The following is a 25,149-nucleotide window of genomic DNA, read 5'->3' on the forward strand; positions in this document are numbered from 1 at the left end:
GGGTTCTCCTGCCAGCGGCAGGGCACCACCACGGAGCTGCAAGCATGCGTACGCTGTACCCCGCCATCACCCCCTACGACGTCGGCACCCTGAAGGTCGACGACCGCCACACGCTGTACTTCGAACAGTGCGGCAACCCGGACGGCAAGCCGGTGGTGATGCTGCACGGGGGCCCGGGTGGCGGCTGCAGCGACAAGATGCGCCAGTTCCACGACCCGGCCAAGTACCGCATCATCCTGTTCGACCAGCGCGGCGCTGGCCGTTCCACCCCGCACGCGGACCTGGTCGACAACACCACCTGGGATCTGGTGGACGATATCGAAAAGCTGCGCGAGCACCTGAAGGTCGATCGCTGGCAGGTGTTCGGCGGCAGCTGGGGGTCGACCCTGGCGCTGGCCTACGCCGAAACCCACCCACAACGGGTGACCGAACTGGTGCTGCGCGGCATCTTCATGCTGCGCCGCTGGGAACTGGAATGGTTCTACCAGGAAGGCGCCAACCGCCTGTTCCCCGATGCCTGGGAGCATTACCTGAAGCCGATTCCGGCGGTGGAGCGCCATGACCTGATCTCGGCGTTCCATCGCCGCCTGACCAGCGACGACGAAACCACCCGGCTGGAAGCGGCCAAGGCGTGGGCGGTGTGGGAAGGCGCGACCAGCTTCCTGCACGTGGACGACGACTTCATCAACAGCCACGAAGATCCGCACTTCGCCCTGGCGTTCGCCCGCATCGAGAACCACTACTTCGTCAACGGCGGCTTCTTCGAGGTGGAAGACCAGCTGCTGCGCGACGCGCACCGCATTGCCGATATTCCCGGCGTGATCGTGCACGGCCGCTACGACGTGGTCTGCCCGCTGGCTAACGCCTGGGACCTGACCAAGGTGTGGCCGAAGGCGAAGCTGGAAATCACCCCGGCGTCGGGTCATTCGGCATTCGAAGCGGAGAACGTGGACGCGCTGGTGCGCGCCACCGATAGTTTTGCCTGAGGCAAAACCATCCACGCATTCCACCTTATCCCCGCGCCTGTCGGCGCGCCCCCTTGAACAACAAGGGGGCTCTGCTCCAGAACGGGTACGGTGCACTGATCAGTAGAGCCAGGCCACGCCTGGCTGCTCCTGCTCTGGATCCTCATCCACGCATGGCGTGGATCTACCAATGCCCGGCCAGCAGGGCTTCGGCCAGTACCTGCAGCTTCGGTGAGTGCTGCCGCGACGGCGGGTAGATCAGCGACAGGGCGCGGCTGCGGCCTTCGAACGGCTGCAGCACGCGCTGCAGGCGGCCGTCGGCCAGGGCGTCGGCCACGGCGAAATCCATCACCTGCACGATGCCGATGCCGGCGATGGCCGCTTCCACCAGCGGGTCGCCGCTGTCGAACACCATGCGGGTGGCGGGCGCCATCTCGCACAGCTGACCGTTCTGCATGAACTGCCAGTCCACCACCCGCCCACTGCGCAGATTGCGCACCGCCAGGCAGGCGTGGGCCTGCAGATCGGCCACCTGCAGGGGTGTGCCGCAACGGGCCAGGTAGGCCGGACTGGCCACCGTGACCCAGCGCAGCGGTCGCAGCGCGCGCGCCACCATGCGCTGGTCGGCGATCGGGCCGGTGCGCAGGGCCGCATCGAAGCCTTCTTCCACCAGGTCCACCAGCCGGTCGCTGAGCACGGCCTCTACCTGCAGCTGCGGATGCCGTTCCAGCAGTGGCCCCAGCATCGGCACCAGTACCTTGCGCCCGAACATCGAGGGCGCGCTGATCTTCAGCACGCCCGAGGGCATGCAGGGGCGATCGGCCAGTTGCCGCTCGGCGTCTTCCAGCCCGCACAGCAGGGGCGTTACCTGGTCCACGAATTGGCGGCCGTCCGGGGTCAGTGCCACGTTGCGGGTGTTCCGCTGCAGCAGCTTCACCCCCAGCGCGGCCTCCAGCCGCCCAATGGCGCGCGACAGGCCCGACTGACTCAGCCCGAGCTGGCCGGCGGCCACGGTGAAACTGCGCGCTTCGGCCACCTGCACCAGCATGCGCACGGCGTTGAGATCGGTTGACGGTCCATTCATGCGAAAAATCATCGCAGATATCGACGTGGAGGGGTTTATTGATCGTGCTGCATCAATGAGACTGCGCTCCCCCCTTGCTCCAGGCCGCCGATGCCTCCCCTCAAGTACCCCCGCTGGGCGCTGACCCTGCTTGCCACCGCGCAGCTGATCATCGCCCTGGATGCCACCATCATCTTCGTCGCCCTGCATGACATGGGCCGCGCGCTGCAGATCAACGCGCAGCAGCTGCAGTGGGTGGTCAGCGCCTACACCGTGGCGTTCGGCGGCAGCCTGCTGCTGGGTGGGCGCGCGGCCGACCTGATCGGGCGCCGCCGCTTCTACCGGCTTGGCATGCTGCTGTTCGCGCTGGCCTCGCTGCTGGGCGCGCTGGCACCCAATGCCACGCTGCTGATCATCGCGCGTGCGGCACAGGGCATCGGCGCCGCGCTGTTGTTCCCGGCCACGCTGGCACTGATCAACACGCTGTATGCGGAAGGCCCGGTGCGCAACCGCGCGCTGGCGATCTGGAGCATGGCCAGCGCGGTCGGCCTGGCGCTGGGCACCCTGCTGGGCGGGGTGCTGACCCAGGCCTTCGGCTGGCCGGCGGTGCTGGCGGTGATCGTACCGCTGGCCACCGCATGTGCGATCGCCGCCGGTGTGTGGCTGCCGGCCGATGGCCCGCGCGCGCAGGGCCGTTCATTCGACCTGGCTGGCTGCATCACCGTCACCCTGGGCGGCAGCCTGCTGGTGACCACCCTGGTGCAGGGGCCGGAATGGGGCTGGACCGCGCCGGCCACGCTGGGCTGCCTGGTGCTGTCGGCGCTGCTGCTGGTGGCCTTCGTGCAGATCGAGCAGCGCAGCCGCGATCCGCTGATGCAGTTCGCGCTGCTGCGCCTGCCGGGCCTGCGCGCGGCGCTCGGCCTCACCTTCGCCTTCATGAGCAGCTACGGCGTGCAGTACTACTTCATGGCGCTGTATTTCCAGGATGGTTACGGCTGGAGCCCGCTGCAGGCCGGCTTGGCGTTCCTGCCAGCCACGGCGGTGTGCACGCTGGGCATCCAGTTGGCCGAGTGGGCCTTGCAGCGCTGGAGCGCACGCAAGGTGCTGGTGCTGGGCCAACTGGCCGGTGCCCTGGGCATCGCCTGGGTGGCGGCCACCCTGCCGCACGGATCGAACTTCTGGCCGCTGCTGCCGGGCGTGGTGGTGTTGAGCATCGGCCAGGGCATGACCTGGACCTCGATGTGGATCGTGGCCGGGCAGGGCGTGCCAGCCGCGCAGCAGGGGGTGGCCTCGGGCATGGCCGCCACGGCGCAGCAGATCGGCGGCGCGCTGGGCCTGGCGGTGCTGGTGATGGTGGCCAATGCCGGTGCCGGCGCAGCGGGGTCGGCGACCGCGCTCGATGGCCTGGTGCGTGCCGAATACGGTGCCGCGTTGTTCGCCCTGTTCGGTGTGCTGATCGCGCTGGGCCTGCGCCCGGCAGCGGTAGACTCGAACGCCCCTGCCTGCCTGGCCAATGACGCATGATCGAACTGCTGGACCTGGAACAGACGCTGCAGGCCTTCGCGGCCTGCAACGATGACCACGACGTGTACGCATCCTTCGGCTGGGTGCATTCCAGCGAAGGCGATCTGCTGCAGGCGCGCTTCTGGTTGCCGCCTGACGAGGACACCGCCTTCGACGATGACAACGACGTGCCGGCCCAGGCGCGCGCGCTGGGGCTGACCCCCTACCTGGAGCCGGCCACGTTTGCCGACGTGCTGGACGTGCAGAAGCGCCAGCATCCGTTGTCCGGCCTGGCCGACTACGCGCAGGCGCTGGCCTATTACCACGAGTACGACGCGTTCCAGCAGGTCGAGGGCATTGACGAGGCGCTGGGCGAAGCCACGGCCGAAGCGCAGGCGGCGGCGCGCGCGGCCGGTGTGGGCGCGGGCATCTTTGCCTCGTTCGATCTGCAGATGGTGGCCTGTCCGGACGCTCGGTTGAAGGCCGCTGCACAGTGCGTGGCCCGTCTGCACGAGGTGCCGGTGGGCGAGGCGCTGGCACGTTGCCGTGCACTGCCGCTGCTGGTGGGCGAAGCGCTGGACCGCAACCGCGCGCAGGCGATCAAGCAGGACTTCGAGGCGATCGGCGCGACCGTGCAGGTGCACGGATTCAAGCCGTTCCCGTGGATGGACGCGCCCCGCCTGCGGTAGCGCCGGGCCATGCCCGGCGAGGCGCAACGCGACGGTGGATTCCAATGCCGCCGGGCATGGCCCGGCACTACCGTCCTTTGATTACGTGGATGGCGCTCATGCCGCCGCCAGCAACGCCGGCTGCAATGCACTGAAAATCCGCGCCAACCGCTGCGCCCATGCCTGCTGGCCGGCGGCATCGGCAATCAGGTCCTGGCGGATCTCCAGTTCCACATGCACCAGCCCACGGTCTTCGCCGTGCACCGGCACCGCGTAGTCGCTGTTGCGGTTCACCGAATACGGTTCGTTGTCGCCCACCACCAGATCGCCCTCGTTGCGCAGGGCCTGCAGCAGCGCCTGCGCGAAGCGGGTGTCCTGGTGGTAGAGCACGCCGGCGTGCCACGGTCGCTGCACGCCGTTCATTGCCGGGGTGAAGCTGTGCATCATCACCAGCAGGGTCGGCCGGCCCGCATCGCGGCGCGCGTCCAGTTCGGCATTGATGCGCGCGTGGTAGGGCGCATGGATCGCGTCGATGCGCTGCTGGCGCTGCGCTGCCGACAGCCCGGCGTTGCCCGGCACCACCGTGTGGTCGCTCACTTCCGGAATCAGCGTGGGCGATGCCAACGGGCGGTTGCAGTCGATCAGCAGGCGCGAATAGGTCTGTTTGATCGCCCAGGCATCAAGCAGCTCGGCCAGTGCACGGGTGGTGCCGGCAATGCCGATGTCCCAGCCGATGTGGCGATCCAGTTCGTGCTGCGGCAGGCCCAGCTGTGCCAGGCCGCGCGGTACCTGCTGGCCGGCGTGGTCGGCCAGCAGCAGGTAGGGCGACGCCCCCTGTGCGCGGTGGACGGTGTAGATGGCCGGGTCGTCGGCACCCAGCAGGGCCGGCAGACCGTGCAGGTCGGCGTCAGCCACGCGGGCGACCATCCAGGTGGTGTTCGATCATCCACAGCCCCGCCCACAGCTTGGCGTCCAGCTCGTAGCCTTCGCCCATCTTCTGCACCAGCCAGGCTGCCGCGTCGCTGCGCGAAATCTCGTGCACGGTGATGTTCTCGCTGTCATCGCCGCCGCCGCTGCCCACCCGGCGCAGGCCGGTGGCGCGCACGAAGGCGATCTTTTCGCTGCTGGCGCCGGACGAGGTCGGGCCGATCATCAGCACTTCGGCATGGTCGGCGGTCCAGCCGGTTTCTTCCTCCAGCTCGCGCACCGCCGATGCTTCAATCGATTCGCCCGCATCCACGTCGCCGACCAGGCCAGCCGGCATTTCGATGGTCGGGGCCTGCAACGGCACGCGGAACTGTTCGACGAACAGCACCTTGTCCTCGGGGGTGACCGCAATGATGATCGCGGCCAGGCCGCCGGCGTGGGTGCGTTCGCTGTACTCCCAGGTGCCGCGCACCACCATGCGCTGGTACTTGCCTTCGTAGACGACACGCGGTGCTTCAGTGTTGCGCTGGCTCATGCGGGCTCGCTGGGTGTGGGAAGAGGGTCGGCCATGCCGGTGGCGGCGAACAGGCGGCGGCGGGTCAGCGGCCCGAAACGCAGGGTCTGGCACAGGCCATCCAGCAGCTCCGGGTCGGCGGGCTGGCGCAGCAGGCCCGGTGCGCTGCCGTCCAGCGGCGCGTCCAGGGCAATGGTGGTCAGCTGCCGCCACAGCAGGGCGTGCTCGCGCTGTTCGCGCAGGCGCACGGCCATCTGTGCCGCACCGCGCAGGCGCAGGAACGGCACTTCATCGATACGTTCAAACAGCGCATCCATGCTGCCGAAGTGGGCCAGCAGCACCGCCGCCGATTTGGCGCCCACGCCGCTGACGCCGGGAATGTTGTCCACCGCATCGCCGCACAGCGCCAGATAGTCGGCAATCTGGTGCGCATGCACGCCGTGGCGGGCCTTCACCCCGGCCACGTCCCAGCGCTGGTTGCGCGCGTAGTCCCACTGCTCGTCGTGGTCCAGCAGCAGCTGCGACAGATCCTTGTCGGCGGAAATGATCACCCCGCGGTGGCTGCCGCGGTGGCGGTGCAGGGCGCTGCCGATCAGGTCGTCGGCCTCGAAATCATGATGGGCCAGCACCGCCAGCCCCAGCGCGGCGCACAGCGCCTTGCAGTGCACGAACTGGCGCTTCAGCGCTTCCGGTGCCGGGTCGCGGTTGGCCTTGTAGGCCGGGTACAGGCGGTGGCGGAAGCCGCTGTCCAGGGCTTCGTCGAAGGCGATGGCGATGTGCCGGGGGCGCTCGCGTTCCAGCAGGTCCAGCAGGAAGCGGGCAAAGCCATGCACGGCATTGGTCGGCCAGCCCTGGCTGTCCTGGAACTCGTCCGGCAGCGAGTGCCAGGCGCGGAACACGTAGATGCTGGCGTCGACCAGGTACAGCGGCGGTGCGGGCATGGCGCTCACGGCGCTCACGGTGCGGTCCAGTCCTGCAGCAGGGCTGCCGCATCCGGGCGTTCGCGCTCGGGCACGGCCGCCTTCGGCGTGCCGATATGGATGAAGCCGGCAATCCGCTCGCCGTCGGCCAGGCCCAGGTGTGCGTGCACGGCCGGGTCGAAGGCCATCCACGCGGTCAGCCACTGGGCGCCGAAGCCCAGCGCCTGCGCGGCCTGCAGCAGGGCGAAGCAGACGCAACCGGCGGTCATCAGCTGTTCCTGCTCGGGCACCTTGGCGTCCGGGCGCGGGCTGGCCACCACCACGATCACCAGCGGGGCGTGGCTGAAGCGCCGCCGGTCCTTCTCGAACACGGCATCGCCGGCGTGCGGATCGCGCTCGCGGCTGCGTTCGGCCAGAAAGTCGCCCAGAGTGTGACGCGCATCGCCGGCGATCTTCAGGAAGCGGAAGGGCACCCGCTTGCCGTGGTCGGGCACGCGCACCGCCGAGGTCAGCATGCGCAGCAGGGTGGCCGGGTCCGGTCCGGGTTCGCCCAGCTGCCGCGAGGGCACCGAGCGGCGGGCATCCAGGGCGAGCAGGGCAGCGGGGTCGGGCATGGAGTCTGAACCGGTCATCACGGGCACATGATTATAGTCGGGGTGGTTGATGACGCCCGTCGTGTCGCGTCTGCCATTCAAATAACAAACTGTGATGAACGTCATGCCACTGGCGCGGCGCCTGACGCCGCTTCCCCTCGCCTCGCAGGCCCCGCACGGCTTACGATACCCGTCTTGCCGGGCCGCCGGTCGTGAGGTTTGAAGTGAGGACTGTTTCACTGTCCGTGACAGGCTGGCCGGCCTACCATCGGCGTACCGGTGCATGGGGTGCACCGGCCGTCGCGATGTCCATGATGTCAGTCGCAATAGAGAAGGTGGGGAGCCTTCCCGAATGATGAGCGCGCCCACTCCGATGGGATCGCCGGGTCGTGACCCGGCCCAGCTTCAGCTTGCCCGGGACATGGTCCTGCCGGCGCTGTGCCAGGCATTTGCCGCGGCACTGGCCCGCTTCGACGATGCCCTGTTCGACCGTGCCGGCAATGCCGGCGCGTCGCAGCTGCTGTTCCTGGATGCCATGCGTGAGCTGCGCCGCCGTCGCGCCGAGATCGAGGCCGCCTATGCCGGCCACCTGCAGCGGGCCTGGGCCGCACTGGCCACCGGCGAACCGCTGTCGGCCGAGGCCACCCTGTCCGGGCCGGCCGAAGAAGGCCTGAGCCTGATTCCCGAACATGTACTGGAATCGCGGCTGGCCGTGCGCAACTTCGCCACGGTGCTGCTGCGCGATTTCAAGCCGGTGCTGGCGCGCCTGGACCGCCGGCTGGGCTGGCTGGTCGGCGCCGGCGAACTGGATGCCGACCGCAATCCGGTCAGCCCCGAGCACCTGGGCGTGGCCATCCACGAGGCGTTCGCGCACTGCGAGCTGGCCCCGGAAGTGCACCTGGTGCTGATCAAGCTGTGCGAGCGCGACCTGCGCGTGCCGGTGGGGCGCATCTACGAAAAGCTGGACGAACAACTGGCTGCCGCCGGGGTGATGCCGCAGATGGGCGCGCCGCGTCGTGCCCCCTCCGCCGCGCCGTCGCGGCCGCCGCCGGGCCTGGATGACCTGGTCGAACAGCGCGCCACGCCCGGCTTCGACACCGATTTCAGCGACGAAGAACAGGCCGCGCCGGCTTGGGCGCAGCGCTTTGCCGCGCGCTGGTCCGAGCGCCGCGGGCACATGCAGCAGCACCTGGGCGTGGAAGAAGGCCCGGCCGGTGAAGGCTACGGCGGCCAGCAGGGCATGCTGCTGGAAGCCCTGCATGAGCTGCTGCAGCAGACGCGCCACGTGCGCGAAGACGCAACGTCGGCCGCGCAGGTGGCCGTGGGCCAGCATCGCCCGCTCAGCCAGCGCGAAATGATGTCGGTGCTGTCGCTGCTGCAGGCCACGCCCAGCGCCACGCTGCGGGCGGCCATTGGCGAAGACGGCGAATCGCTGGCGCAGCGCCTGAAGAGTGAAGTGCTGTCCAGCGCGACCCGGCTCGGCGCCGATCCCGGCCAGACCCGCCTGGACCCGCAGGACGAGGATGCGATCGATCTGGTCGGCATGCTGTTCGACGTGATGCTGGACGAGCGCGAGCTGGAAGGCCGTTCGCGCGAGCTGATCGGCCGCCTGGTGGTGCCGTTCGTGAAGGTGGCCATGCTCGACCGCCGCATGTTCGTGCAGAAGACCCACCCGGCACGCAAGCTGCTCAATTCGCTGGCCGAGGCCTGCGAGGGCAACACCGGCGAAAGCCAGGCCGAGCGCATGCTGATGGCCAAGGTGGAAGAAATCATCGAACGCCTGGTGGCCGAGTTCAACGAGAACCTGGCCATCTTCCTGACCCTGGAAGAAGAGTTCCGCGAGTTCCTGGTGCAGCACCGCCGCCGCGTGGAAATTGCCGAGCGCCGTGCCGCCGAGACCCAGCGCGGCCAGGAAAAGCTGGAAATGGCCCGCAGCCGCGCCGGTGCCGAACTGGACCGGCGCATCGGCGATGCCACGCTGCCCTCGGCCATTGCCGAATTCCTGCGCCAGCCGTGGCAGCACCACCTGACCCTGGCGCTGCTGCGCGAGGGTGAAGAGGGCAGTTCGGTAGCCGAGGCCCTCAGCCTGGGCGATGGCCTGCTGGAAGAAGTGGCCGAAGCGCGCCGCCAGATCGTCGGCAAGCCGTGGCTGCAGGCCTGGCAGCCGGCGCTGGCCAAGGTGTTTGCCAGCGTGGGCGTGCACGGCGATGCCGCCAGCGCGGCGATCGATGCACTGCACGACACGCTGCAGGGCATTGCCGAATCGCGCCCGGAACTGCAGCGCGCGCTGCCGGAGCTGCCGCAGGTGGCGCTGCCGACACCGCCGGCGCCGGAAACGGCGGCCGTCGAACTGGGCGGGCAGGTGGATACCGACGATTTCGACAACGCCGACGCCGATCGCTTCCGCCGCATGGAAATCGGCAACTGGCTGGACTTCGTCGACAAGGACGGCAAGGTGCAGGCCGGCAAGCTGTCCTGGGTCAGCCCGATCTCCTCGCGCCTGCTGTTCGTCAACCGCCGCGGCGTGCGCTTCTGCGTGGCCTCGCCGGAAGAACTGGCGGTGATGGTGCGCCTGGGCCGCCTGCGCGCCCACGTGGACGATGGGGCCTTCGACAGCGCCATGCAGGGCGTGATCGACCGCCTGGACCCGGGCAGCGCCACCCTGCACTGAGCCGGGCACCCCTGCTAGGATCGGGAAAACTCACCGATCAGCGGGGACCTGCATGGCCGTGGCGTTGCTGGGGATGAAGGAGACCGCGCCGGGCGAACGGCGCGTGGCGCTGACGCCGGAAACGGCGAAGAAGCTGGGCGCACTGGGCATCACCGTCTGGTACGAAGCCGGCGCCGGCCTGGCTGCCGGTTTCCCTGATGCCGCCTATGACGATGCCGGCGCACGCGCGTTCGACGCGGCGCGCTGGCCCGAGATCGACATCCTGCTGTGCGTGCAGAATCCGCCCGCGGCGCAGTTGAACCTGCTCAAGCCCGGTGCCAGCGTGGTCGGCCTGCTCGCGCCGGCGGCCGATCCCGCCCTGGCTGCGCTGGTGGCCGACGACCGCCTGCGGCTGTTCCCGCTGCAGCAACTGCCGCGCACCACCCGTGCGCAGGCCATGGACGTACTCAGTTCGCAGGCCGGCATGGCCGGCTACAAGGCGGCGTTGATCGCCGCCGATCGCGCGCCACGCTTCTTCCCGATGCTGACCACCGCCGCCGGCACGGTGCGGCCGGCCAAGGTGCTGGTGATCGGCGCCGGCGTGGCCGGGCTGCAGGCCATTGCCACCGTGCGCCGTCTGGGCGCACAGGTGGAAGGCTTCGATGTGCGGCCGGAAACCCGCGAGCAGATCCAGTCGCTGGGCGCGCGTTTCCTTGACCTGGGCGTGAGCGCGGTGGGCGAGGGCGGTTATGCGCGCGCGCTGACCGACGAGGAGCGCGCCGAACAGCAGCGGCGGCTGGGCGAGCACCTGCGCAGCGTGGACGTGGTGATCTGTACCGCCGCGGTGCCGGGGCGACCGGCGCCGACGATCGTCACTGCGGCCATGGTCGAAGGCATGGCGCCGGGCAGCGTGATTGTCGACCTGGCCGCCGAAAGTGGCGGCAACTGTGCACTGACCCAGCCTGGCCAATGCATCGAACACCACGGCGTGGTGATCGACGGGCCGCTGCACCTGGCCAGTCGCGGCGCCACCCAGGCCAGCGAGATGTATGCGCGCAACCTGCTGAACTTCGTGGCGCTGTTCGTGCGCGAAGGACAGGTCGCGTTCGATTGGGACGACGAACTGCTGGCGAAAACGCGCTGGCAGCCGTGAACCGCGCGGGGTCAGGGGTCGGATCCCTTTGCGCCAGCTAAGGGCTCTGACCCCGTTCCCGGCGTCTTACCGCGGCCTGGCCGGCGGCGGGTTGTCGCGCACCCAGTCGCTGCGCTGCTCGGGCGTCATCTGCGACCAGCGCTCGCGCAGCGCATCGCGCTGGGCCGGGCTCAGCTGGCGCATCTGCCCAAACAGGGCGCGGGCCTGCTCGCGCTGTTCCGGGCTCATGTGCTCGAAGCGGCGCAACCCGCGCCGCGCCTTGTCACGTTCTTCCGGGCTCATCGACTGCCAGCGCTGGCCGTGCGACAGCATGCGCTGGCGCTGCGCGGCGTCGGCGCCGTTCCAGCGGTCGCGCAGTGGCGCCAGCAGGGCCTCACGCTGGGCCGGACTCAGCTGTTCCCACGCCGGCAGCGGCGCAGCGGGTGCCACGCGCGCCGGCGCGGCCGGTGCGGAGGACTGGGCCAACGCTGGCGCGGCCGGCAGCACGGCCAGGGCGATCAGGATCGGCAGGGTTGAAACTCGCAGCATGGTTCACTCCATCGCCAGGTCGGTGTCGCCCAGCCACAGGTACAGATCGGGATTCTCGTCGTACAGCGCGCCGTTGTCGTCCACCGCGGCCACGGCAGGCGGCGCCACCGGCGCAGTATGCGGGGCGGTACCGGTGAACTGCACGCCGATGCCCAGCGCAACCACCAGCGAACACGCGGTGGCCAGCCACCAGCGGCCACGGTCGCGGCGCGCCCCTGCAGCACCGTGCCGGGCCTGGCGCAGCCGCGCCAGGGTGGCCGGGGAAAGCGACTGCAGCGCGTGCCCGTGCAGGCTGCGCAGGGCGTCGTCGGAAGGCAGGGAGCGGTTCACGGGTCGATCTCCAGATGGTCCTGCAGCGCCTGTCGGGCGCGTGCCAGATGGGTTTTGACGGCACCTTCGCTGCAGCCCATGGCGCGCGCGGTGGTGGCGCCGTCCAGGTCCTGCAGCACGCGCAGGGTGAAGGCTTCGCGCTGGCGGGCGGGCAGGGTGCGCAGTGCCTGCACCAGCTGCTGGTACTGCTGGCGCTGCTCGTGCGCCTGCGCCGGGTCCGGGCCGGGGTCGGCCCAGTCGATCTCGCCGCCGTCGGCGTCCTGGTTGTCGCGCCAGAACGGCAGGCGGAAGCGGCGTCGCCGCTGCATGTCGATCACCCGCCGGCGCAGGATGCTCCAGAACAGCGGCGCCCACTCGGCGGCCGGCTTGTCGGCGTAGTCCAGCATGCGCATCAGCGCATCCTGCACGGCATCCAGCGCATCGTCGCGCTGGCGCAGGCCGGCTTCGGCGAAGCGGAACGCGCGCGGGCCGACGCCGGCCAGGAACGCCTCCAGCGACGCCGGCAAGGCCTCGCTGTCAGCGGTCGGGGGAAGAGGGCTGCTCACCAGCACAGGGTACGGTTCCTCGCTCACGGTCACCATCGACAACGCGTGAGCGCGCCCGTGGTTGACCGGGCCGCGCACCGGGTTCAGCCCGTGGTTATGATGGGGCGACGAAGACAGAGCGGGAGGCGTTGCCGATGAGTGACGGGTTCGTGGCGCTGTACATCTTCATGCTGGCCGCCATTGCCGGCCACGTGATCATTTCGCGGGTGCCGGTCATCCTGCATACCCCGCTGATGTCGGGTTCCAACTTCATCCACGGCATCGTGCTGATCGGCGCCATGGTGGTGCTGGGCCACGCACAGACACCGCTGGAAAAGGCGCTGGGCTTCCTGGCCGTGGTGCTGGGGGCGGGCAATGCCGCCGGTGGCTACGTGGTGACCGCGCGCATGCTGGAAATGTTCAAGCCCAGCGCGCCCAAGGCCGGCAAGGATGCAGCCAAGGAGCCGCAGGCGTGAACATCAGCACGGTTGAACTGCTCGATTGGCTGGTCAAGGCCAGTTACCTGGTGGCCGCCACCCTGTTCCTGCTCGGCCTGCAGCGCATGGCCTCGCCGCTCACCGCGCGCAGCGGCATCCGCTGGGCCGGGCTGGGCATGCTGCTGGCCACCGCGGCCACCTTCTTCCTGCCCGAACTGCACAACGTGCCGCTGATCCTGGTGGCGCTGCTGCTGGGCGCGGGCCTGGCGTGGTGGTCGGCCGGCAAGGTGGCCGTGACCGACATGCCGCAGATGGTGGCGCTGTACAACGGCATGGGCGGCGGTTCGGCGGCGGCCATCGGCGCGGTGGAATTGCTGCGCTACGCCTTCCTGGCCCACCGCGATACCCGCCACTGGAGCGCGCAGGCGCTGGCCGACCTGGCTGCGCGCCAGCCTTCGGCCACCGTGCTGCTGCTGGCGGTGGTCGGCGCGGCCATCGGTGCGGTGTCGCTGTCCGGTTCGGTCATCGCCTGGGCCAAGCTGGATGGCCGCCTGGACAAGCGGGTGACCTGGCCCGGCCAGCAGGTGCTGAACCTGCTGGTGGCGCTGGCCGTGGTGGTGCTGGGCATCATTGCCGCCAGCACGCTCAGCACCTGGGCCATCGTCGGCTTCTTCGTGCTGGCGCTGGCCCTGGGCGTGCTGATGACCTTACCGATCGGTGGCGCCGACATGCCGGTGGTCATCTCGCTGTACAACGCCTTCACCGGCCTGGCGGTGTCCTTCGAAGGCTATGTGCTGGGCAACGAGGCACTGATCATCGCCGGCATGATGGTCGGCGCGGCCGGCATCCTGCTGACCCGGCTGATGGCCAAGGCGATGAACCGGCCGATCCGCAACGTGCTGTTCTCCAACTTCGGCGGCGGTGCGGCGGGCGAAGCGCAGGCGATCAGCGGGTCGCAGAAGCCGATCGATGCGGCCGACGTGGCCGCGATGATGGCCTTCGCCGAACGCGCGGTGGTCGTGCCCGGCTACGGCATGGCCGTGGCCCAGGCCCAGCACAAGATCTGGGAACTGGCGCAGCGGCTGGGACAGCGCGGGGTGAAGGTGAAGTTCGCCATCCACCCGGTGGCGGGGCGCATGCCCGGGCACATGAACGTGCTGCTGGCCGAAGCCGGCGTGCCCTACGACCTGATCGCCGACATGGACGACATAAACCCCGAATTCGCCACCACCGACGTGGTGCTGGTGATCGGCGCCAACGACGTGGTCAACCCGGTGGCCCGCACCGACCCGGCCAGCCCGATCTACGGCATGCCGGTGCTGGACGTGGTGAACGCGCGCAACGTGGTGGTGATCAAGCGCGGCAAGGGCACCGGCTTTGCCGGCATTGAAAACGCCCTGTTCTATGCCGACAACACGCGCATGCTGTACGGCGATGGCGCCGAAGCCGCCGCCGCCTTGGTCAGCGAATTGAAGGCCCTCGACGGCGGCCATTGAGCGGAGGTTGCACCCGGTAGGTGCGGACCTTGGTCCGCACGCGCCTGGCGGGCAGCAGCCGGCACCCCCGCATCCACGCATGGCGTGGATCTACCCGGGTGTTCCCGGTAGGTGCGGACCTTGGTCCGCACGCTCCTGCCGCGCAGCCATCGGCGCGCTCAGCGCGCCAGCCAGGCGCCGACCACCACGCCCACTGCCAGCCAGATCCATTCCATCGCCCCGTTGGCCAGGTTGGTCAGGGTCCAGGCCAGGTGCGGGCCCATCCGCAGCGAGGCATCCATCGGGTTCAGCCCGATCGAGCCACCCATCCACGCACTGGCAATGCTCCAGTACGCCACTGCGCTCACCAGCAGCGTGCCCAGCACCACCAGGGCAATGCGCAGCCGGCCCGGGCCCAGCGTGCCCAGGCGCAGCATGAACACCAGTTCCAGCGCGGTCACCACCGCCATCCAGCCGACCTGGCGGCCGGTCATCAGGGCCAGCAGCACCCAGGCCATGGGAGCAACAAGCAGGCCCAGCAGCAGCATGAAGGGCCAAAGCCAGGTCACGGTCCTGGCACGTGTGGCATTGGAGGACATCGAAGCTTCCTGAAGGTCAGCCACAGGATACTGTGGTTTGCCGCAGCGCACCGGCGTCGGTGGGGCGGGCGGGGTAGAATGCAGGCTTGCGCGGCCCGGTCCGCGGCCCCATATCGATCCCCATGTATTCCCGTAGCAGCGAACCTGTCCACTTCGAACGCGACTGCGAGGCCGTGATGGTCCCGCAGGGCGACACCGTCACCCTGCCTGCCGGCAGCTATGGGTACATCACCCAGGCGCTGGGCGGCAGTTATTCGGTGTTTGTCGAAGGCAATCTGTTCCGCATCGCCGGCAAGGACGGCGACGCCATCGGCAAAGAGGCGCCGGCGCCGCTGGAGCTGCCCGACGACGCCACCGACGAGCAGGTCGAACAACTGGTGTGGCAGCAGCTGCGCACCTGCTTCGACCCGGAAATTCCGGTCAACATCGTCGAACTGGGCCTGGTCTACGAAGTGGAGATCAAGCACCTGGACGAAGGCCAGCGCGAGATCGACGTGAAGATGACGCTGACCGCGCCGGCCTGCGGCATGGGTGACATCCTGGTGGACGATGTGCGCAGCAAGCTCGAAATGATCCCGACGGTGGCCCAGGCCGACGTCGAGCTGGTGTTCGACCCGCCGTGGAACCAGCACATGATGTCCGAGGCTGCGCGGCTCGAAACCGGCATGCTTTGACCCACGGTCCCGCAACTGGCGGGGCCGGCATTACCCGCAACCAGAACAGGAATCCTCCGGTGTCCCAGTCCATCCCCAGCTTCGCCGTCACCCGTTCGGACCACCCGCGCAGCGCTGAAGAGCGCGCCCAGATCCTGGAGAAGCCGGGCTTCGGCCTGCACTTCACCGACCACATGGTGGAAGTGCGCTGGGACAAGGATGCCGGCTGGCACAACGCCAACGTGCGTGCCTACGGCCCGCTGCAGCTGGACCCGGCCGCCGCCGTGCTGCACTACGGCCAGGAAATCTTCGAAGGCATCAAGGCCTACCGCCATGCCGACGGTTCCATCTGGACCTTCCGCCCGGATGCCAACGGCCGTCGCCTGCAGCGCTCGGCCCAGCGCCTGGCGCTGCCGGAACTGCCGGTGGAGATCTTCGTTGAATCGCTGAAGCAGCTGATCGCGCTGGACAAGGACTGGGTGCCGTCGGCCGACGAATCCAGCCTGTACTTCCGTCCGTTCATGATCGGCGACGAAGCCTTCCTCGGCGTGCGCGGCGCGCACAAGGCCGGCTACTACGTCATCGCCAGCCCGGCCGGCCCGTACTTCGCCAAGGGCGTTGCCCCGGTCTCGATCTGGCTGTCCACCGAATACGCGCGTGCGGCCAAGGGCGGCACCGGTGCGGCCAAGTGCGGCGGCAACTACGCCGCTTCGCTGCTGCCGCAGCAGAAGGCGCAGGCGCAGGGCTGTTCGCAGGTGCTGTTCCTGGACCCGGTGGAAGGCAAGTACCTGGAAGAACTGGGCGGCATGAATGTCTTCCTGGTCTACAAGGACGGCACCCTGGTCACCCCGGAACTGTCCGGCAGCATCCTGGAAGGCATCACCCGCGAAAGCATCCTGCAGCTGGCGCGCGACCGTGGCATGAAGGTCGAAGAGCGCAAGGTCACCATCGATGAGTGGAAGCAGGGCGTGGCCTCGGGCGAGATCGCCGAAGTGTTCGCCTGCGGCACCGCCGCGGTGGTCACCCCGATCGGCCAGCTGAAGGGCGAAGGCTTCTCGGTGGGCGACATCAACGCACCGGCCGGCGAAGTCACCATGTCGCTGCGCCAGGAACTGACCGACATCCAGTACGGCCGCCTGCCGGACCGCCACAACTGGCTGGTCAAGCTGGGCTGATCGCCCTCAGCGCGTTTGTAGAGTCGAGCCATGCTCGACTGCTCTGTTGCCTGGTTTCCCAGCAAAGCCCGTCCTCGCGACGGGCTTTCTGCATTGTGGCGACCCATCCCGGCACCACAGGTGCCGATGTCGGCAAAGACATCCCGGGACAGCGAAAGTCCCAGTCATGTCCGTGCACGTGACGTGAAAGTTCCTTCACCTTCACAAACCCTCCACACGGAAAGTCTCAGAACAGACATTTCATGTTGCTGAAAAGACACTGAAAATCTTGTGGTGTCCGGATCGAGCCTTTAGCGTCATCTGACAGCGGATCGACAGGGGAATCCGCTGGCTCACCGGACGCCGAGCCGCGCCCTCGTTCCTTGCCAAGCGCTCGCGCCGGTGCTTCTGCCGATTCCGGCATTCACACCACTAGAAAGGGAAATTCCGATGTCCCAGGTTTCGCATCTGCGTGCGCGCAAGTCGTGGGTGGTTCTCAGTGCGTCTGTTGTCACCTCCCTGCTGCTGGCCGCCCCGGCCTTCGCCGGTGACGTCCAGCTCAGCGGCCTGCAGTCCGCCCCGACGCACCAGCGTTTCATCGTGAAGTACCGTGAAGGCAGTGCCCCGGTGGCCAACACCACCGCACTGGCCTCGTCCCTGAAGACCGCTGCGGCCGGTCTGTCCAGCAGCCAGGGCCGCGCCCTGGGCCTGCAGGAAGTCCGCAAGCTGGCCATCGGCCCGACCGTGGTCAAGACCGACCGCGCGCTGGACCAGGCCGAATCCGAGCTGCTGATGCGCAAGCTCGCCGCCGACCCGAACGTGGAATACGTGGAAGTCGACCAGATCATGCGGCCGACCCTGGTGCCCAACGACGCCCGCCTGAGCGAACAGTGGGGCTTCGGCACCTCCAACGCCTCGATCAATGTCCGCCCGGCCTGGGACAAGGCCACCGGCACCGGCGTGGTCGTGGCGGTGATCGACACCGGCATCACCAACCATCCGGATCTGAACGCCAACATCCTGCCCGGCTATGACTTCATCAGCGATGCCGCCATGGCCCGCGATGGCGGTGGCCGTGACAGCAACCCGAACGACGAAGGCGACTGGTACGCCGCCAACGAATGTGGCACCGGCTACCCGGCCTCCAACTCCAGCTGGCACGGTACCCACGTGGCCGGCACCATCGCTGCGGTGACCAACAACAGCACCGGCGTGGCCGGTACCGCCTTCAACGCCAAGGTCGTGCCGGTGCGCGTGCTGGGCAAGTGCGGCGGCTACACCTCCGACATCGCCGACGCGATCGTCTGGGCCTCCGGTGGCACCGTCAGCGGCGTGCCCGCCAACGCCAACCCGGCCGAAGTGATCAACATGTCGCTGGGTGGCAGCGGCAGCTGCTCCACCACCTACCAGAATGCAATCAACGGTGCGGTTGGCCGTGGCACCACCGTGGTGGTCGCCGCCGGCAACAGCAACACCAACGTGTCCTCGGCCGTGCCGGCCAACTGCCCGAACGTGATCGCGGTGGCCGCCACCACCTCGGCCGGCGCCCGCGCCAGCTTCTCCAACTACGGCACCGGCATCGACGTGTCGGCACCGGGTGCCAACATCCTGTCCACCCTCAACACCGGCACCACCGTGCCGGCCAGCGCCAGCTATGCCTCGTACAACGGCACCTCGATGGCGGCACCGCACGTGGCCGGCGTGGTCGCGCTGATGCAGTCGGTGGCACCGAGCCCGCTCAGCCCGGCGCAGGTGGAAAGCATCCTGAAGAGCACCGCGCGCGCGCTTCCGGGTGCCTGCTCCGGCGGTTGCGGTGCGGGCATCGTCGACGCCGATGCAGCGGTCACGGCCGCCATCAACGGCGGTGGTGGCACCACCCCGGAACCGGGTGGCACCGTGCTGCAGAACAATGTGCCGGTGACCGGCCTGGGCGCGTCCAGCGGCGCCTCGCTCAGCTACACCGTGCAGGTGCCGGCCGGCAGCAGCCAGCTGCGCGTGGCCATCAGCGGTGGCAGCGGTGATGCCGATCTGTACATCCGCCAGGGCAGCGCCCCGACCGATACCACCTACACCTGCCGCCCGTACCTGAGCGGCAACAACGAGACCTGCACCGTGAACAGCCCGGCCGCTGGGACCTGGCACGTGCGGGTGAAGGCCTACAGCACCTTCTCGGGCCTGACCCTCAACGCCCAGTACTGAGCCCAAGTCCCTCTCCAAGGGCACGCCCCGGCTTCGGCCGGGGTGTTTTTTTCATGGGCGGCGGCTGCATCAAAGCGTCGCCGTGCAAGGTACTTGCTCCTGCTGGCCGCACGCGGCGATCTGTCAGGAGGGGATCATCCCCTCAACCCAGCAGCAACCGAAACGCCGAATCCATCCGCGCGACAGCGCGCCGTGGAACCTCAGACCGATTCGAAGCGGTTGGCGGCCACGTTCTTGCGCACGTGCTGCGGATCGAAGATGCGCCCGTTCATGGCGATGTACACGCCCGACGGCAGCGACTGCACCGCGCCGATGGCACAGCCGATGTTGAATTCGGCATCCGAACCGCGGAAGCGCGCCGGGCTGAGCGCACCGGTCATCACGATGGTCTTGTCGGCGATGGTCGACAGCACCTTGCCGGTCTGCACCATCGAATCGGTGCCGTGGGTGACCAGCACGTGGCGGGTCGGCTGCGCGGCGATGGTGGCCCGGATCAGCTCACGGTCCTCATCGTTGATGTGCAGCGAATCCTTGCGCAGGATCGGAATCACATTGAAACGGAAGGTCACCCCCAGCTCGCGCAGGATCATGCCGATCTGCGGGTCGCCGATCTGGTAGTCCGACTTGTCGTCGAAGTAGATCTTGTCGATCGTGCCACCGGTGGTGACGACCAGGAGTTCTTCCATCATGTGCATGCGCGAAACCAGGACAGGTACAGCGGCGCGGGGCCGGGAACACAGATGATACGGCCCGGCGGGCGCAGCGTCAGCGCCGCTTGCTGAAGCGGGCCCGCAGGCCGGGCAGGCTGGCGGAGAAGATCACCAGCAGCGCCAGCGCCACTTCGATCAGGGCCAGCGCGCGGGTCTGCGGGTGGCTCCAGGCGCTCATCACGCCGTGGCTGAACCAGCCCAGCGCCAGCACCGAGGCCCAGAAGCCGGCCTTGCGCCAGCCCAGGCGCAGGGCGATGGCCAACGCCAGCGGTGGTGCGGTGAACACCAGCTGGGTCGCCAGCCAGTGCTTGTCATTGATGAACCAGCCCACGAACAGCGCGGCCAGGCCCAGCAGCGCCAGCAGCAGCACGGTATGGGGCGCGCGGTTCATCGGGCCAGGCGCTGCGCGATATCGGCCACGCGCCGGCCCAGCGCCCGCGCCAGCAGGGCTTCATCTTCGCTGGGCTGCGGGTCATCGGCGGCGCCGGCCACGTGGCTGGCACCGTAGGGCGTACCGCCACTGGTGGTGTGGCTCAGCGCCGGCTCGGTGAAGGGGATGCCCACGATCAGGCAGCCGTGGTGCAGCAGCGGCAGTTGCATCGACAGCAGGGTCGATTCCTGGCCGCCGTGCATCGACGCGGTGGAGGTAAACACCCCCGCCGGCTTGCCGGCCAGCGTGCCGTTCACCCATTCGGCGCCCAGCCCATCCAGGAAATGCTTGACCGGCGCGGCCATGTTGCCGAAGCGGGTGGGGCTGCCCAGCAGCACGCCCTGGCATTCGGCCAGGTCCTGCACGCTGACATACGGGGCGCCTTCATCGGGCACCGGGGGCTGCGCGGTCTGGGTCACGGCGGCCACCGGCGGCACCGTGCGCAGGCGCGCGCTCATGCCCGGCACTTCGCCGATACCGCGCGCGATCTGGCGCGCCAGCCGTGCCACCGAACCGCCGCGGCTGTAGTACAGCACCAGGATTTCGCCCATCGTGCCCAGGTCTCCTCATCGTGTGGACGCCAGTATGGCTATCCTGCACGCATTCCGCATCGGGTACCCTTGCGCCGATGGAACCTCTGGATACGCTCAACCTGTGGATGGAGCGCGCGCGGGATCGCGCACGGACCGCCAGCTTCGGCCGCTTCCTGTGGCGGCGCTTTCTCGACGACCGCCTGTTCCAGGCCGCCGCCGCGCTGGCCTACACCACCGTGTTCGCGCTGGTGCCGCTGGCAATTGTCGTATTCGGCGTGCTGTCGGCCTTCCCGGTCTTCGACCGCTGGAGCGACCAGCTCAGCGACTACGTGTTCTCCAACTTCGTGCCCAGCGCCGCGCGTGCGGCCGAAGGCTATCTGCGGCAGTTCTCGGCCAGTGCCGGCCAGCTCACCGCTGCCGGCTTCATCGCCCTGGTGGTGTCGCTGCTGATCACGCTCAACAGCGTGGAAGAAACCTTCAACCAGATCTGGCGGGTCGGCTCGACCCGGCCCAAGCTCACCCGCTTCCTGGTGTACTGGACCGTGCTGACCCTGGGCGCGATGCTGGCGGCAGCGTCGCTGGCGGTGTCGGCGCGGGTGCTGGCGCTGCCGCTGTTCGGCACCCAGGAAGGGCGCTGGCTGGCCGATCTGGGCCTGCGGCTGGCGCCGGTACTGATCGAATTCATCTGCATCATGCTGGTCTACCGCGTGGTGCCGCACCACACGGTGAAGTGGCGCCACGCGATTCCCGGCGCCGTGCTGGCCGCGGTGATGCTGGAACTGGTGAAGTGGGGCATCGGTGCCTACCTGGGCAGTTTCCAGTCGTACCAGAAGCTGTATGGCACCGTGGCCTTCGTGCCGATCCTGCTGCTGTGGATCTACCTGTGCTGGGTGGCCGTGCTGCTGGGCGCTTCGCTGGCCTCGTCCATGGCCGCCTTCCGCTACCAGCCGGTGGAACTGCGGTTGCCGCAGGGCTACGAGTTCTATGGCCTGCTGCGCCTGCTCGGCCGCTTCCATTACGCGCGCGCCGCCGGCAAGGGGCTGGATGACGATGAAATCCTGCGCATGGAGCCGATGCTGACCGACTCGCTGCTGCAGGACCTGGTCTGCAACCTGCAGGACATCGGCCTGCTGCGCCGCGATGAGCGTGGCGAGTGGCTGCTGGCGCGTGACCTGGAACAGGTCAGCCTGGCCGATCTGTACGAATGCACCCAACTGCGCATTCCGGTGGCCGAGCAGCACCTGCCTTACCGCGACGACAGTCTGGGCCAGGCCGCGCTGGCGGCGCTGGACGAACTTCGCCTGCCGCTGCGCGAGCGCTTGAAGCGGCGCGTCAGCGATATCTATTCCGCTCCCGGAGACACCCCATGATGCACAAGACCCCGTTGTTGCTGGCCCTGCTGCTGGCCCTGGCGGCCTGCAAGCCGGCACAGGAACCGGCGCCCTCCAGCAGCGCGCCGCCGGCGCAGGCGCCCACCCCGGCCGCACCGGCGCCGGTTGAAGAGACCCCGGCCGAGCGCACCACGGCCGAATTTCCCACCCTGAAGATGAAGGCGGTGGACGGCAGCGACTACGACCTGGCCGCCCATCGCGGCAAGTGGGTGGTGGTGAACTTCTGGGCGACCTGGTGTGCGCCCTGCCGCAAGGAAATGCCGGAGCTGTCAGCGCTCCACGCCATGCGCAACAACATCGAAGTGGTGGGGTTGGCCTACGAAGAAATCGAAGTGCCGGAGATGCAGGCGTTCCTGGGCAAGCATCCGGTGACCTATCCGATCGTGGTGGTCGATCCCTTCGACCCGCCCGCCGATTTCGCCATTCCGCGCGGGCTGCCGCTCACCCACCTGATCGCCCCCGATGGCAAGCTCGCGCACACCTTCCTGGGCCCGGTCACCGCCGCCGACATCGAACAGCAGATCGCCGCAGCCCGGTAGAGTCGACCGTTGGTCGACTGAAGATACGGCGGGGTCGGATCATCCACGCACGGCGTGGATCTACCGATCCTCAACCGGGAACTCTTCGATCGGCTTCAGCACGTCGTAGTGCTCGCGGTGCAGCTTGCCTTTCAGCGCCGGCAGTTCCGGCAGTGGTGCATCCACCCGCGTGTCCGGCAGCCGGTCCAGCAGGTTGCGCACCAGGGTCAACCGCCCCAGCCGCTGGTCGTTGAAATCCACCAGGGTCCACGGCGCCTGCTCGCGGTGCGTCGCCCGCAGCATCGCCTCGCGCGCCTCGGTATACGCGCTGTACTTGCTGCGCGATTTCAGATCCACCGGTGACAGCTTCCAGCCCTTCAGCGGATCCACGTGCCGCTCGGCGAAGCGCTTTTCCTGCTGGGCCTGGTCCACGCACAGCCAGTACTTGAACAGCAGGATGCCTTCATCCACCAGCAACTGCTCGAACACCGGTGCCTGGCGCAGGAAGCGCTGGTACTCGCTCTCGCTGCAGTAGCCCATCACCCGTTCCACGCCAGCACGGTTGTACCAGCTGCGGTCCATCAGCACGATCTCGCCTGCGGCAGGAAGATGGCTGGCGTAACGCTGGAAATACCACTGGGTGGCTTCGCGGTCGGTCGGCTTGGGCAGGGCCACCACCCGGCACTGGCGGGGGTTCAGGTGCTGGCTGATCGCCTGGATCGCCCCCCCCTTGCCGGCGGTATCGCGGCCCTCGAACAGCACCAGCAGGCGCTGCCCCGTGTGCTGTACCCAGCGCGCCATCGCCGTCAGTTCCAGCTGCAGCGGCTGCAGCAGTGCGTCGTAGTCCTTGCGTTTCAGCTTGCCCATGGGTGCACCACGCGGGAAGGAAACCCGAGCCTAGCGCAGCCGATGTCGACGCCGGGGTAGAGTCGACCGTTGGTCGACTAACGCGCGCAGCGCGGGCTGTTCCTGGGCCCCTGCGAAGGGCAGTCGACCAACGGTCGACTCTACCCAGCCACGCCTGTCCAGCCGTGCTCACGCGCCAGCGCCTGCAACAACGCGGACAGATCCAACGCAAACCCGGCCATGTCGAACACGCCGCTGCGCTCGCGCGCCTGCGCCAGCTGCGCGCGCAGCGCCGACAGGGCCGACGGGTCGTTGCCCAGCGCGCTGGCGGTCGCCACGAAGGCGGCATCGTCGGCCACGTTCATGGCCTGCAGGCCCAGGTGATGGTTCAGGCTGCCGGCCACGCGTGCGGCGAAGGTCTCGCCCGGGCAGGTCAGCACCGGACAACCGGCCCACAACGCATCTGATGCAGTGGTGTGTGCGTTGTAGGGATGGGTGTCCAGAAACAGGTCGGCCAGGGCGTAGCGCGCCAGGTACTGGGGATGGGCGAGCTTGGCCATGAACACCAGTCGCGACGGGTCCACGCCCGCGGCACGTGCGGCATCGCGCAGGCGCGCATCGGCCTTGCCTGGCCCGGACAGCAGCCACAGCACGCTGCCCGGTACCGCCTGCAACACGGCAAAGGCGCGCGCCATGCTGCGCGGATTGAGCTTGTAACTGTTGTTGAAGCAGCAGAACACCACGCCCTGTGCGGGCAGGCCGCAGTCGGCGCGGCTGGGCGCCGGTTCCACAACGCGGGTGTTGTCCGAGGGCTGGAACGCGCGCGGCAGGCGCAGCACGCGTTCGCTGTAATGCGGTTCCAGCGCAGCGGGCAGGGCGAAGCCATCGGCTACCACGGCATCCAGCCACGCTGCACCGGACGTGCCTGGATACGCCAGCCAGTTCAGCTGCAGTGGGGCAGGGCGCATGGCCAGCACTTCCGGCGTGCCGCCGCCGCCCCAGCCGCGCAGGTCGAACAGCAGGTCGATGCCCAGCGCGCGGATGCGTGCGGCGGTCTCGGCGTGGCGCAGCCCGGCCACGTCATGCAGCGTGGTGGCCGCCTGCAGGCGCTGGCGGATGCGGCTGCCATCGTCGCGGTTCAGGGCAAACAGATGCAGCTGCAGTGCCGGATTGGCCCGCAGCTGCTCGAACAGCGCCACCGTCAGCAGACCGGTCGGATGCGCACCGAAGCCGTTGGAAAGAAAACCCACGCGTAGCGGTCCGCGCTGCCGCACCTGCGCCGGCGGCAGCGGCCGTACCGAGGCAGCCACGGCCGTGGCCCGGCTGCGCGCGCAGGCCAGCTGTTCGGCCGCGCTGGCGTCTTCGCTCAGGAAAGCAAACGGTTCAACCACGCCCTGGCCAGAGGCCACCGCACGGCGGACCTGCGCGGCCAGCGCATCCAGATCGCGCCAATCGCACAGGCGGCGCTGCCAAGCCAGGCGCTGGGCGGCAATGTAAGGCTCGCCCGGCATCAGGGTGTGCGCGCGCCGATAGGCCTCGGCGGCGCCTTCGGCATCATTGGCATCTTCCAGCGCATGGCCCAGCCACAGGGCAATGCCCGGATGCTGCGGCGCCAGCGTGGATGCCTGGCGCAGCAGGGTGGCTGCATCGGCATGGGCGCCGGCCATCCAGGCCACGCGGCCCAGCCGTGCCAGCGCTTCGGGGTGGTCGGGGCGCAGCTGCAGTGCGCGCCGCGCGGCGTGTTCGCCGGCAGCGATGTCGCCCGCTTCCAGTTCCACGTCGGCCAACATCACCCAGGCAACGAAATCGCCCGGCTGGCGGGCCAGCGCCTGCTGCAGTTGCTGCCGTTGCTGCCAGGCCGACACC

At 68.8% G+C, this 25,149-nt stretch carries 26 protein-coding genes; 12 read left to right on the top strand and 14 right to left on the bottom strand.

Annotated elements, in window-relative coordinates; genetic code table 11:
* Positions 1-44: 44 nt before the first annotated feature.
* On the top strand, positions 45-986 hold the full coding sequence (gene pip / locus C1933_RS03745) for a prolyl aminopeptidase (RefSeq protein WP_108752242.1): 942 nt from the start codon (positions 45-47) through the stop codon (positions 984-986).
* Positions 987-1,149: 163 nt separating this feature from the next.
* On the opposite strand, the gene C1933_RS03750 is transcribed toward pip, so the two are convergent.
* Positions 1,150-2,049 (bottom strand): LysR family transcriptional regulator, encoded by a 900-nt coding sequence (locus C1933_RS03750; RefSeq protein WP_108754730.1) that lies wholly within the window; start codon positions 2,047-2,049, stop codon positions 1,150-1,152.
* Positions 2,050-2,139: 90 nt separating this feature from the next.
* On the opposite strand from C1933_RS03750, the gene C1933_RS03755 reads away from it, so the two are divergent.
* Entirely contained in the window at positions 2,140-3,552 is a 1,413-nt protein-coding gene (locus C1933_RS03755; RefSeq protein WP_108748609.1) for an MFS transporter, read from the top strand.
* Positions 3,549-4,220 (top strand): hypothetical protein, encoded by a 672-nt coding sequence (locus tag C1933_RS03760; protein WP_108752243.1) that lies wholly within the window; start codon positions 3,549-3,551, stop codon positions 4,218-4,220. Before C1933_RS03755 ends, C1933_RS03760 begins: the two co-directional genes overlap by 4 nt.
* A gap of 96 nt (positions 4,221-4,316) precedes the next feature.
* Here C1933_RS03760 and C1933_RS03765 read toward each other — a convergent pair whose 3' ends face one another.
* Genes C1933_RS03765 through C1933_RS03780 form a run of 4 tightly spaced genes read right to left on the bottom strand, consistent with a single transcriptional unit; the run spans position 4,317 to position 7,174 of the window.
* Entirely contained in the window at positions 4,317-5,114 is a 798-nt protein-coding gene (locus tag C1933_RS03765; RefSeq protein ID WP_108754731.1) for an N-formylglutamate amidohydrolase, read from the bottom strand.
* On the bottom strand, positions 5,107-5,661 hold the full coding sequence (locus C1933_RS03770) for an NUDIX hydrolase (RefSeq protein ID WP_108752244.1): 555 nt from the start codon (positions 5,659-5,661) through the stop codon (positions 5,107-5,109). The genes C1933_RS03765 and C1933_RS03770 overlap by 8 nt, the downstream gene beginning before the upstream one ends.
* Entirely contained in the window at positions 5,658-6,581 is a 924-nt protein-coding gene (locus C1933_RS03775; protein ID WP_108754732.1) for a 5'-3' exonuclease H3TH domain-containing protein, read from the bottom strand. The genes C1933_RS03770 and C1933_RS03775 overlap by 4 nt, the downstream gene beginning before the upstream one ends.
* 14 nt (positions 6,582-6,595) lie before the next feature.
* Entirely contained in the window at positions 6,596-7,174 is a 579-nt protein-coding gene (locus tag C1933_RS03780) for a nitroreductase (protein ID WP_108752245.1), read from the bottom strand.
* 331 nt (positions 7,175-7,505) lie between these two features.
* Between C1933_RS03780 and C1933_RS03785 the strand changes: the two genes are divergently transcribed.
* Together C1933_RS03785 and C1933_RS03790 are read left to right on the top strand one after the other, a co-directional pair.
* Positions 7,506-9,824 carry a DUF1631 domain-containing protein gene (locus C1933_RS03785; RefSeq protein ID WP_108752246.1) on the top strand — a complete coding sequence of 773 codons (2,319 nt, stop codon included), beginning with the start codon at positions 7,506-7,508 and terminating at the stop codon, positions 9,822-9,824.
* Between the two features lie 52 nt (positions 9,825-9,876).
* Complete coding sequence (locus C1933_RS03790; RefSeq protein WP_108752247.1) at positions 9,877-10,956, top strand: NAD(P) transhydrogenase subunit alpha; 1,080 nt, start codon at positions 9,877-9,879, stop codon at positions 10,954-10,956.
* Between the two features lie 66 nt (positions 10,957-11,022).
* Here the strand turns inward: C1933_RS03790 and C1933_RS03795 are convergent, their stop codons facing one another.
* The 3 genes from C1933_RS03795 to C1933_RS03805 are packed head-to-tail and all read right to left on the bottom strand — an operon-like array spanning position 11,023 to position 12,395.
* Complete coding sequence (locus C1933_RS03795) at positions 11,023-11,484, bottom strand: DUF3106 domain-containing protein (protein WP_108752248.1); 462 nt, start codon at positions 11,482-11,484, stop codon at positions 11,023-11,025.
* A 3-nt stretch (positions 11,485-11,487) separates the two neighbouring features.
* Entirely contained in the window at positions 11,488-11,814 is a 327-nt protein-coding gene (locus C1933_RS03800) for a hypothetical protein (protein ID WP_108748615.1), read from the bottom strand.
* A complete protein-coding gene (locus C1933_RS03805) occupies positions 11,811-12,395 on the bottom strand; it encodes an RNA polymerase sigma factor (RefSeq protein ID WP_108752249.1) in 585 nt (194 codons plus the stop codon). Before C1933_RS03805 ends, C1933_RS03800 begins: the two co-directional genes overlap by 4 nt.
* A gap of 98 nt (positions 12,396-12,493) precedes the next feature.
* Between C1933_RS03805 and C1933_RS03810 the strand changes: the two genes are divergently transcribed.
* A complete protein-coding gene (locus C1933_RS03810; protein WP_108752250.1) occupies positions 12,494-12,814 on the top strand; it encodes an NAD(P) transhydrogenase subunit alpha in 321 nt (106 codons plus the stop codon).
* The gene (locus C1933_RS03815) at positions 12,811-14,271 is read left to right on the top strand and encodes an NAD(P)(+) transhydrogenase (Re/Si-specific) subunit beta (protein WP_108752251.1); all 1,461 of its coding nucleotides are present in this window, start codon (positions 12,811-12,813) and stop codon (positions 14,269-14,271) included. The genes C1933_RS03810 and C1933_RS03815 overlap by 4 nt, the downstream gene beginning before the upstream one ends.
* Positions 14,272-14,429: 158 nt before the next feature.
* Here the strand turns inward: C1933_RS03815 and C1933_RS03820 are convergent, their stop codons facing one another.
* A complete protein-coding gene (locus C1933_RS03820) occupies positions 14,430-14,849 on the bottom strand; it encodes a hypothetical protein (protein ID WP_108752252.1) in 420 nt (139 codons plus the stop codon).
* Positions 14,850-14,971: 122 nt separating this feature from the next.
* Between C1933_RS03820 and sufT the strand changes: the two genes are divergently transcribed.
* The 3 genes from sufT to C1933_RS03835 all read left to right on the top strand — a co-directional run bounded on the left by sufT (position 14,972) and on the right by C1933_RS03835 (position 18,855).
* Positions 14,972-15,523 carry a putative Fe-S cluster assembly protein SufT gene (gene sufT / locus C1933_RS03825; protein WP_108748620.1) on the top strand — a complete coding sequence of 184 codons (552 nt, stop codon included), beginning with the start codon at positions 14,972-14,974 and terminating at the stop codon, positions 15,521-15,523.
* A 59-nt stretch (positions 15,524-15,582) separates the two neighbouring features.
* A complete protein-coding gene (locus tag C1933_RS03830; protein WP_108752253.1) occupies positions 15,583-16,677 on the top strand; it encodes a branched-chain amino acid aminotransferase in 1,095 nt (364 codons plus the stop codon).
* Between the two features lie 429 nt (positions 16,678-17,106).
* The gene (locus C1933_RS03835; protein ID WP_108752254.1) at positions 17,107-18,855 is read left to right on the top strand and encodes a S8 family peptidase; all 1,749 of its coding nucleotides are present in this window, start codon (positions 17,107-17,109) and stop codon (positions 18,853-18,855) included.
* Between the two features lie 200 nt (positions 18,856-19,055).
* Here C1933_RS03835 and C1933_RS03840 read toward each other — a convergent pair whose 3' ends face one another.
* The 3 genes from C1933_RS03840 to wrbA all read right to left on the bottom strand — a co-directional run bounded on the left by C1933_RS03840 (position 19,056) and on the right by wrbA (position 20,546).
* Positions 19,056-19,541 (bottom strand): asparaginase domain-containing protein, encoded by a 486-nt coding sequence (locus tag C1933_RS03840; RefSeq protein ID WP_108748623.1) that lies wholly within the window; start codon positions 19,539-19,541, stop codon positions 19,056-19,058.
* 79 nt (positions 19,542-19,620) lie between these two features.
* Complete coding sequence (locus tag C1933_RS03845; protein ID WP_108752255.1) at positions 19,621-19,956, bottom strand: DUF2069 domain-containing protein; 336 nt, start codon at positions 19,954-19,956, stop codon at positions 19,621-19,623.
* Entirely contained in the window at positions 19,953-20,546 is a 594-nt protein-coding gene (gene wrbA / locus C1933_RS03850; RefSeq protein ID WP_108752256.1) for an NAD(P)H:quinone oxidoreductase, read from the bottom strand. Before wrbA ends, C1933_RS03845 begins: the two co-directional genes overlap by 4 nt.
* Positions 20,547-20,623: 77 nt before the next feature.
* Between wrbA and C1933_RS03855 the strand changes: the two genes are divergently transcribed.
* Positions 20,624-21,898, top strand: coding sequence for a YihY family inner membrane protein (locus C1933_RS03855; protein ID WP_108752257.1), 1,275 nt, complete (start codon positions 20,624-20,626; stop codon positions 21,896-21,898).
* Entirely contained in the window at positions 21,895-22,458 is a 564-nt protein-coding gene (locus C1933_RS03860) for a TlpA disulfide reductase family protein (RefSeq protein ID WP_108752258.1), read from the top strand. The genes C1933_RS03855 and C1933_RS03860 overlap by 4 nt, the downstream gene beginning before the upstream one ends.
* A gap of 60 nt (positions 22,459-22,518) precedes the next feature.
* On the opposite strand, the gene ppk2 is transcribed toward C1933_RS03860, so the two are convergent.
* Together ppk2 and C1933_RS03870 are read right to left on the bottom strand one after the other, a co-directional pair.
* Positions 22,519-23,304 (bottom strand): polyphosphate kinase 2, encoded by a 786-nt coding sequence (gene ppk2 / locus C1933_RS03865; RefSeq protein ID WP_108752259.1) that lies wholly within the window; start codon positions 23,302-23,304, stop codon positions 22,519-22,521.
* Positions 23,305-23,444: 140 nt separating this feature from the next.
* Complete coding sequence (locus tag C1933_RS03870) at positions 23,445-25,148, bottom strand: tetratricopeptide repeat protein (protein ID WP_108752260.1); 1,704 nt, start codon at positions 25,146-25,148, stop codon at positions 23,445-23,447.
* Position 25,149: the final 1 nt, after the last annotated feature.

It is taken from the genome of Stenotrophomonas sp. ZAC14D2_NAIMI4_6, from assembly GCF_003086875.1.
GTDB lineage: Bacteria > Pseudomonadota > Gammaproteobacteria > Xanthomonadales > Xanthomonadaceae > Stenotrophomonas.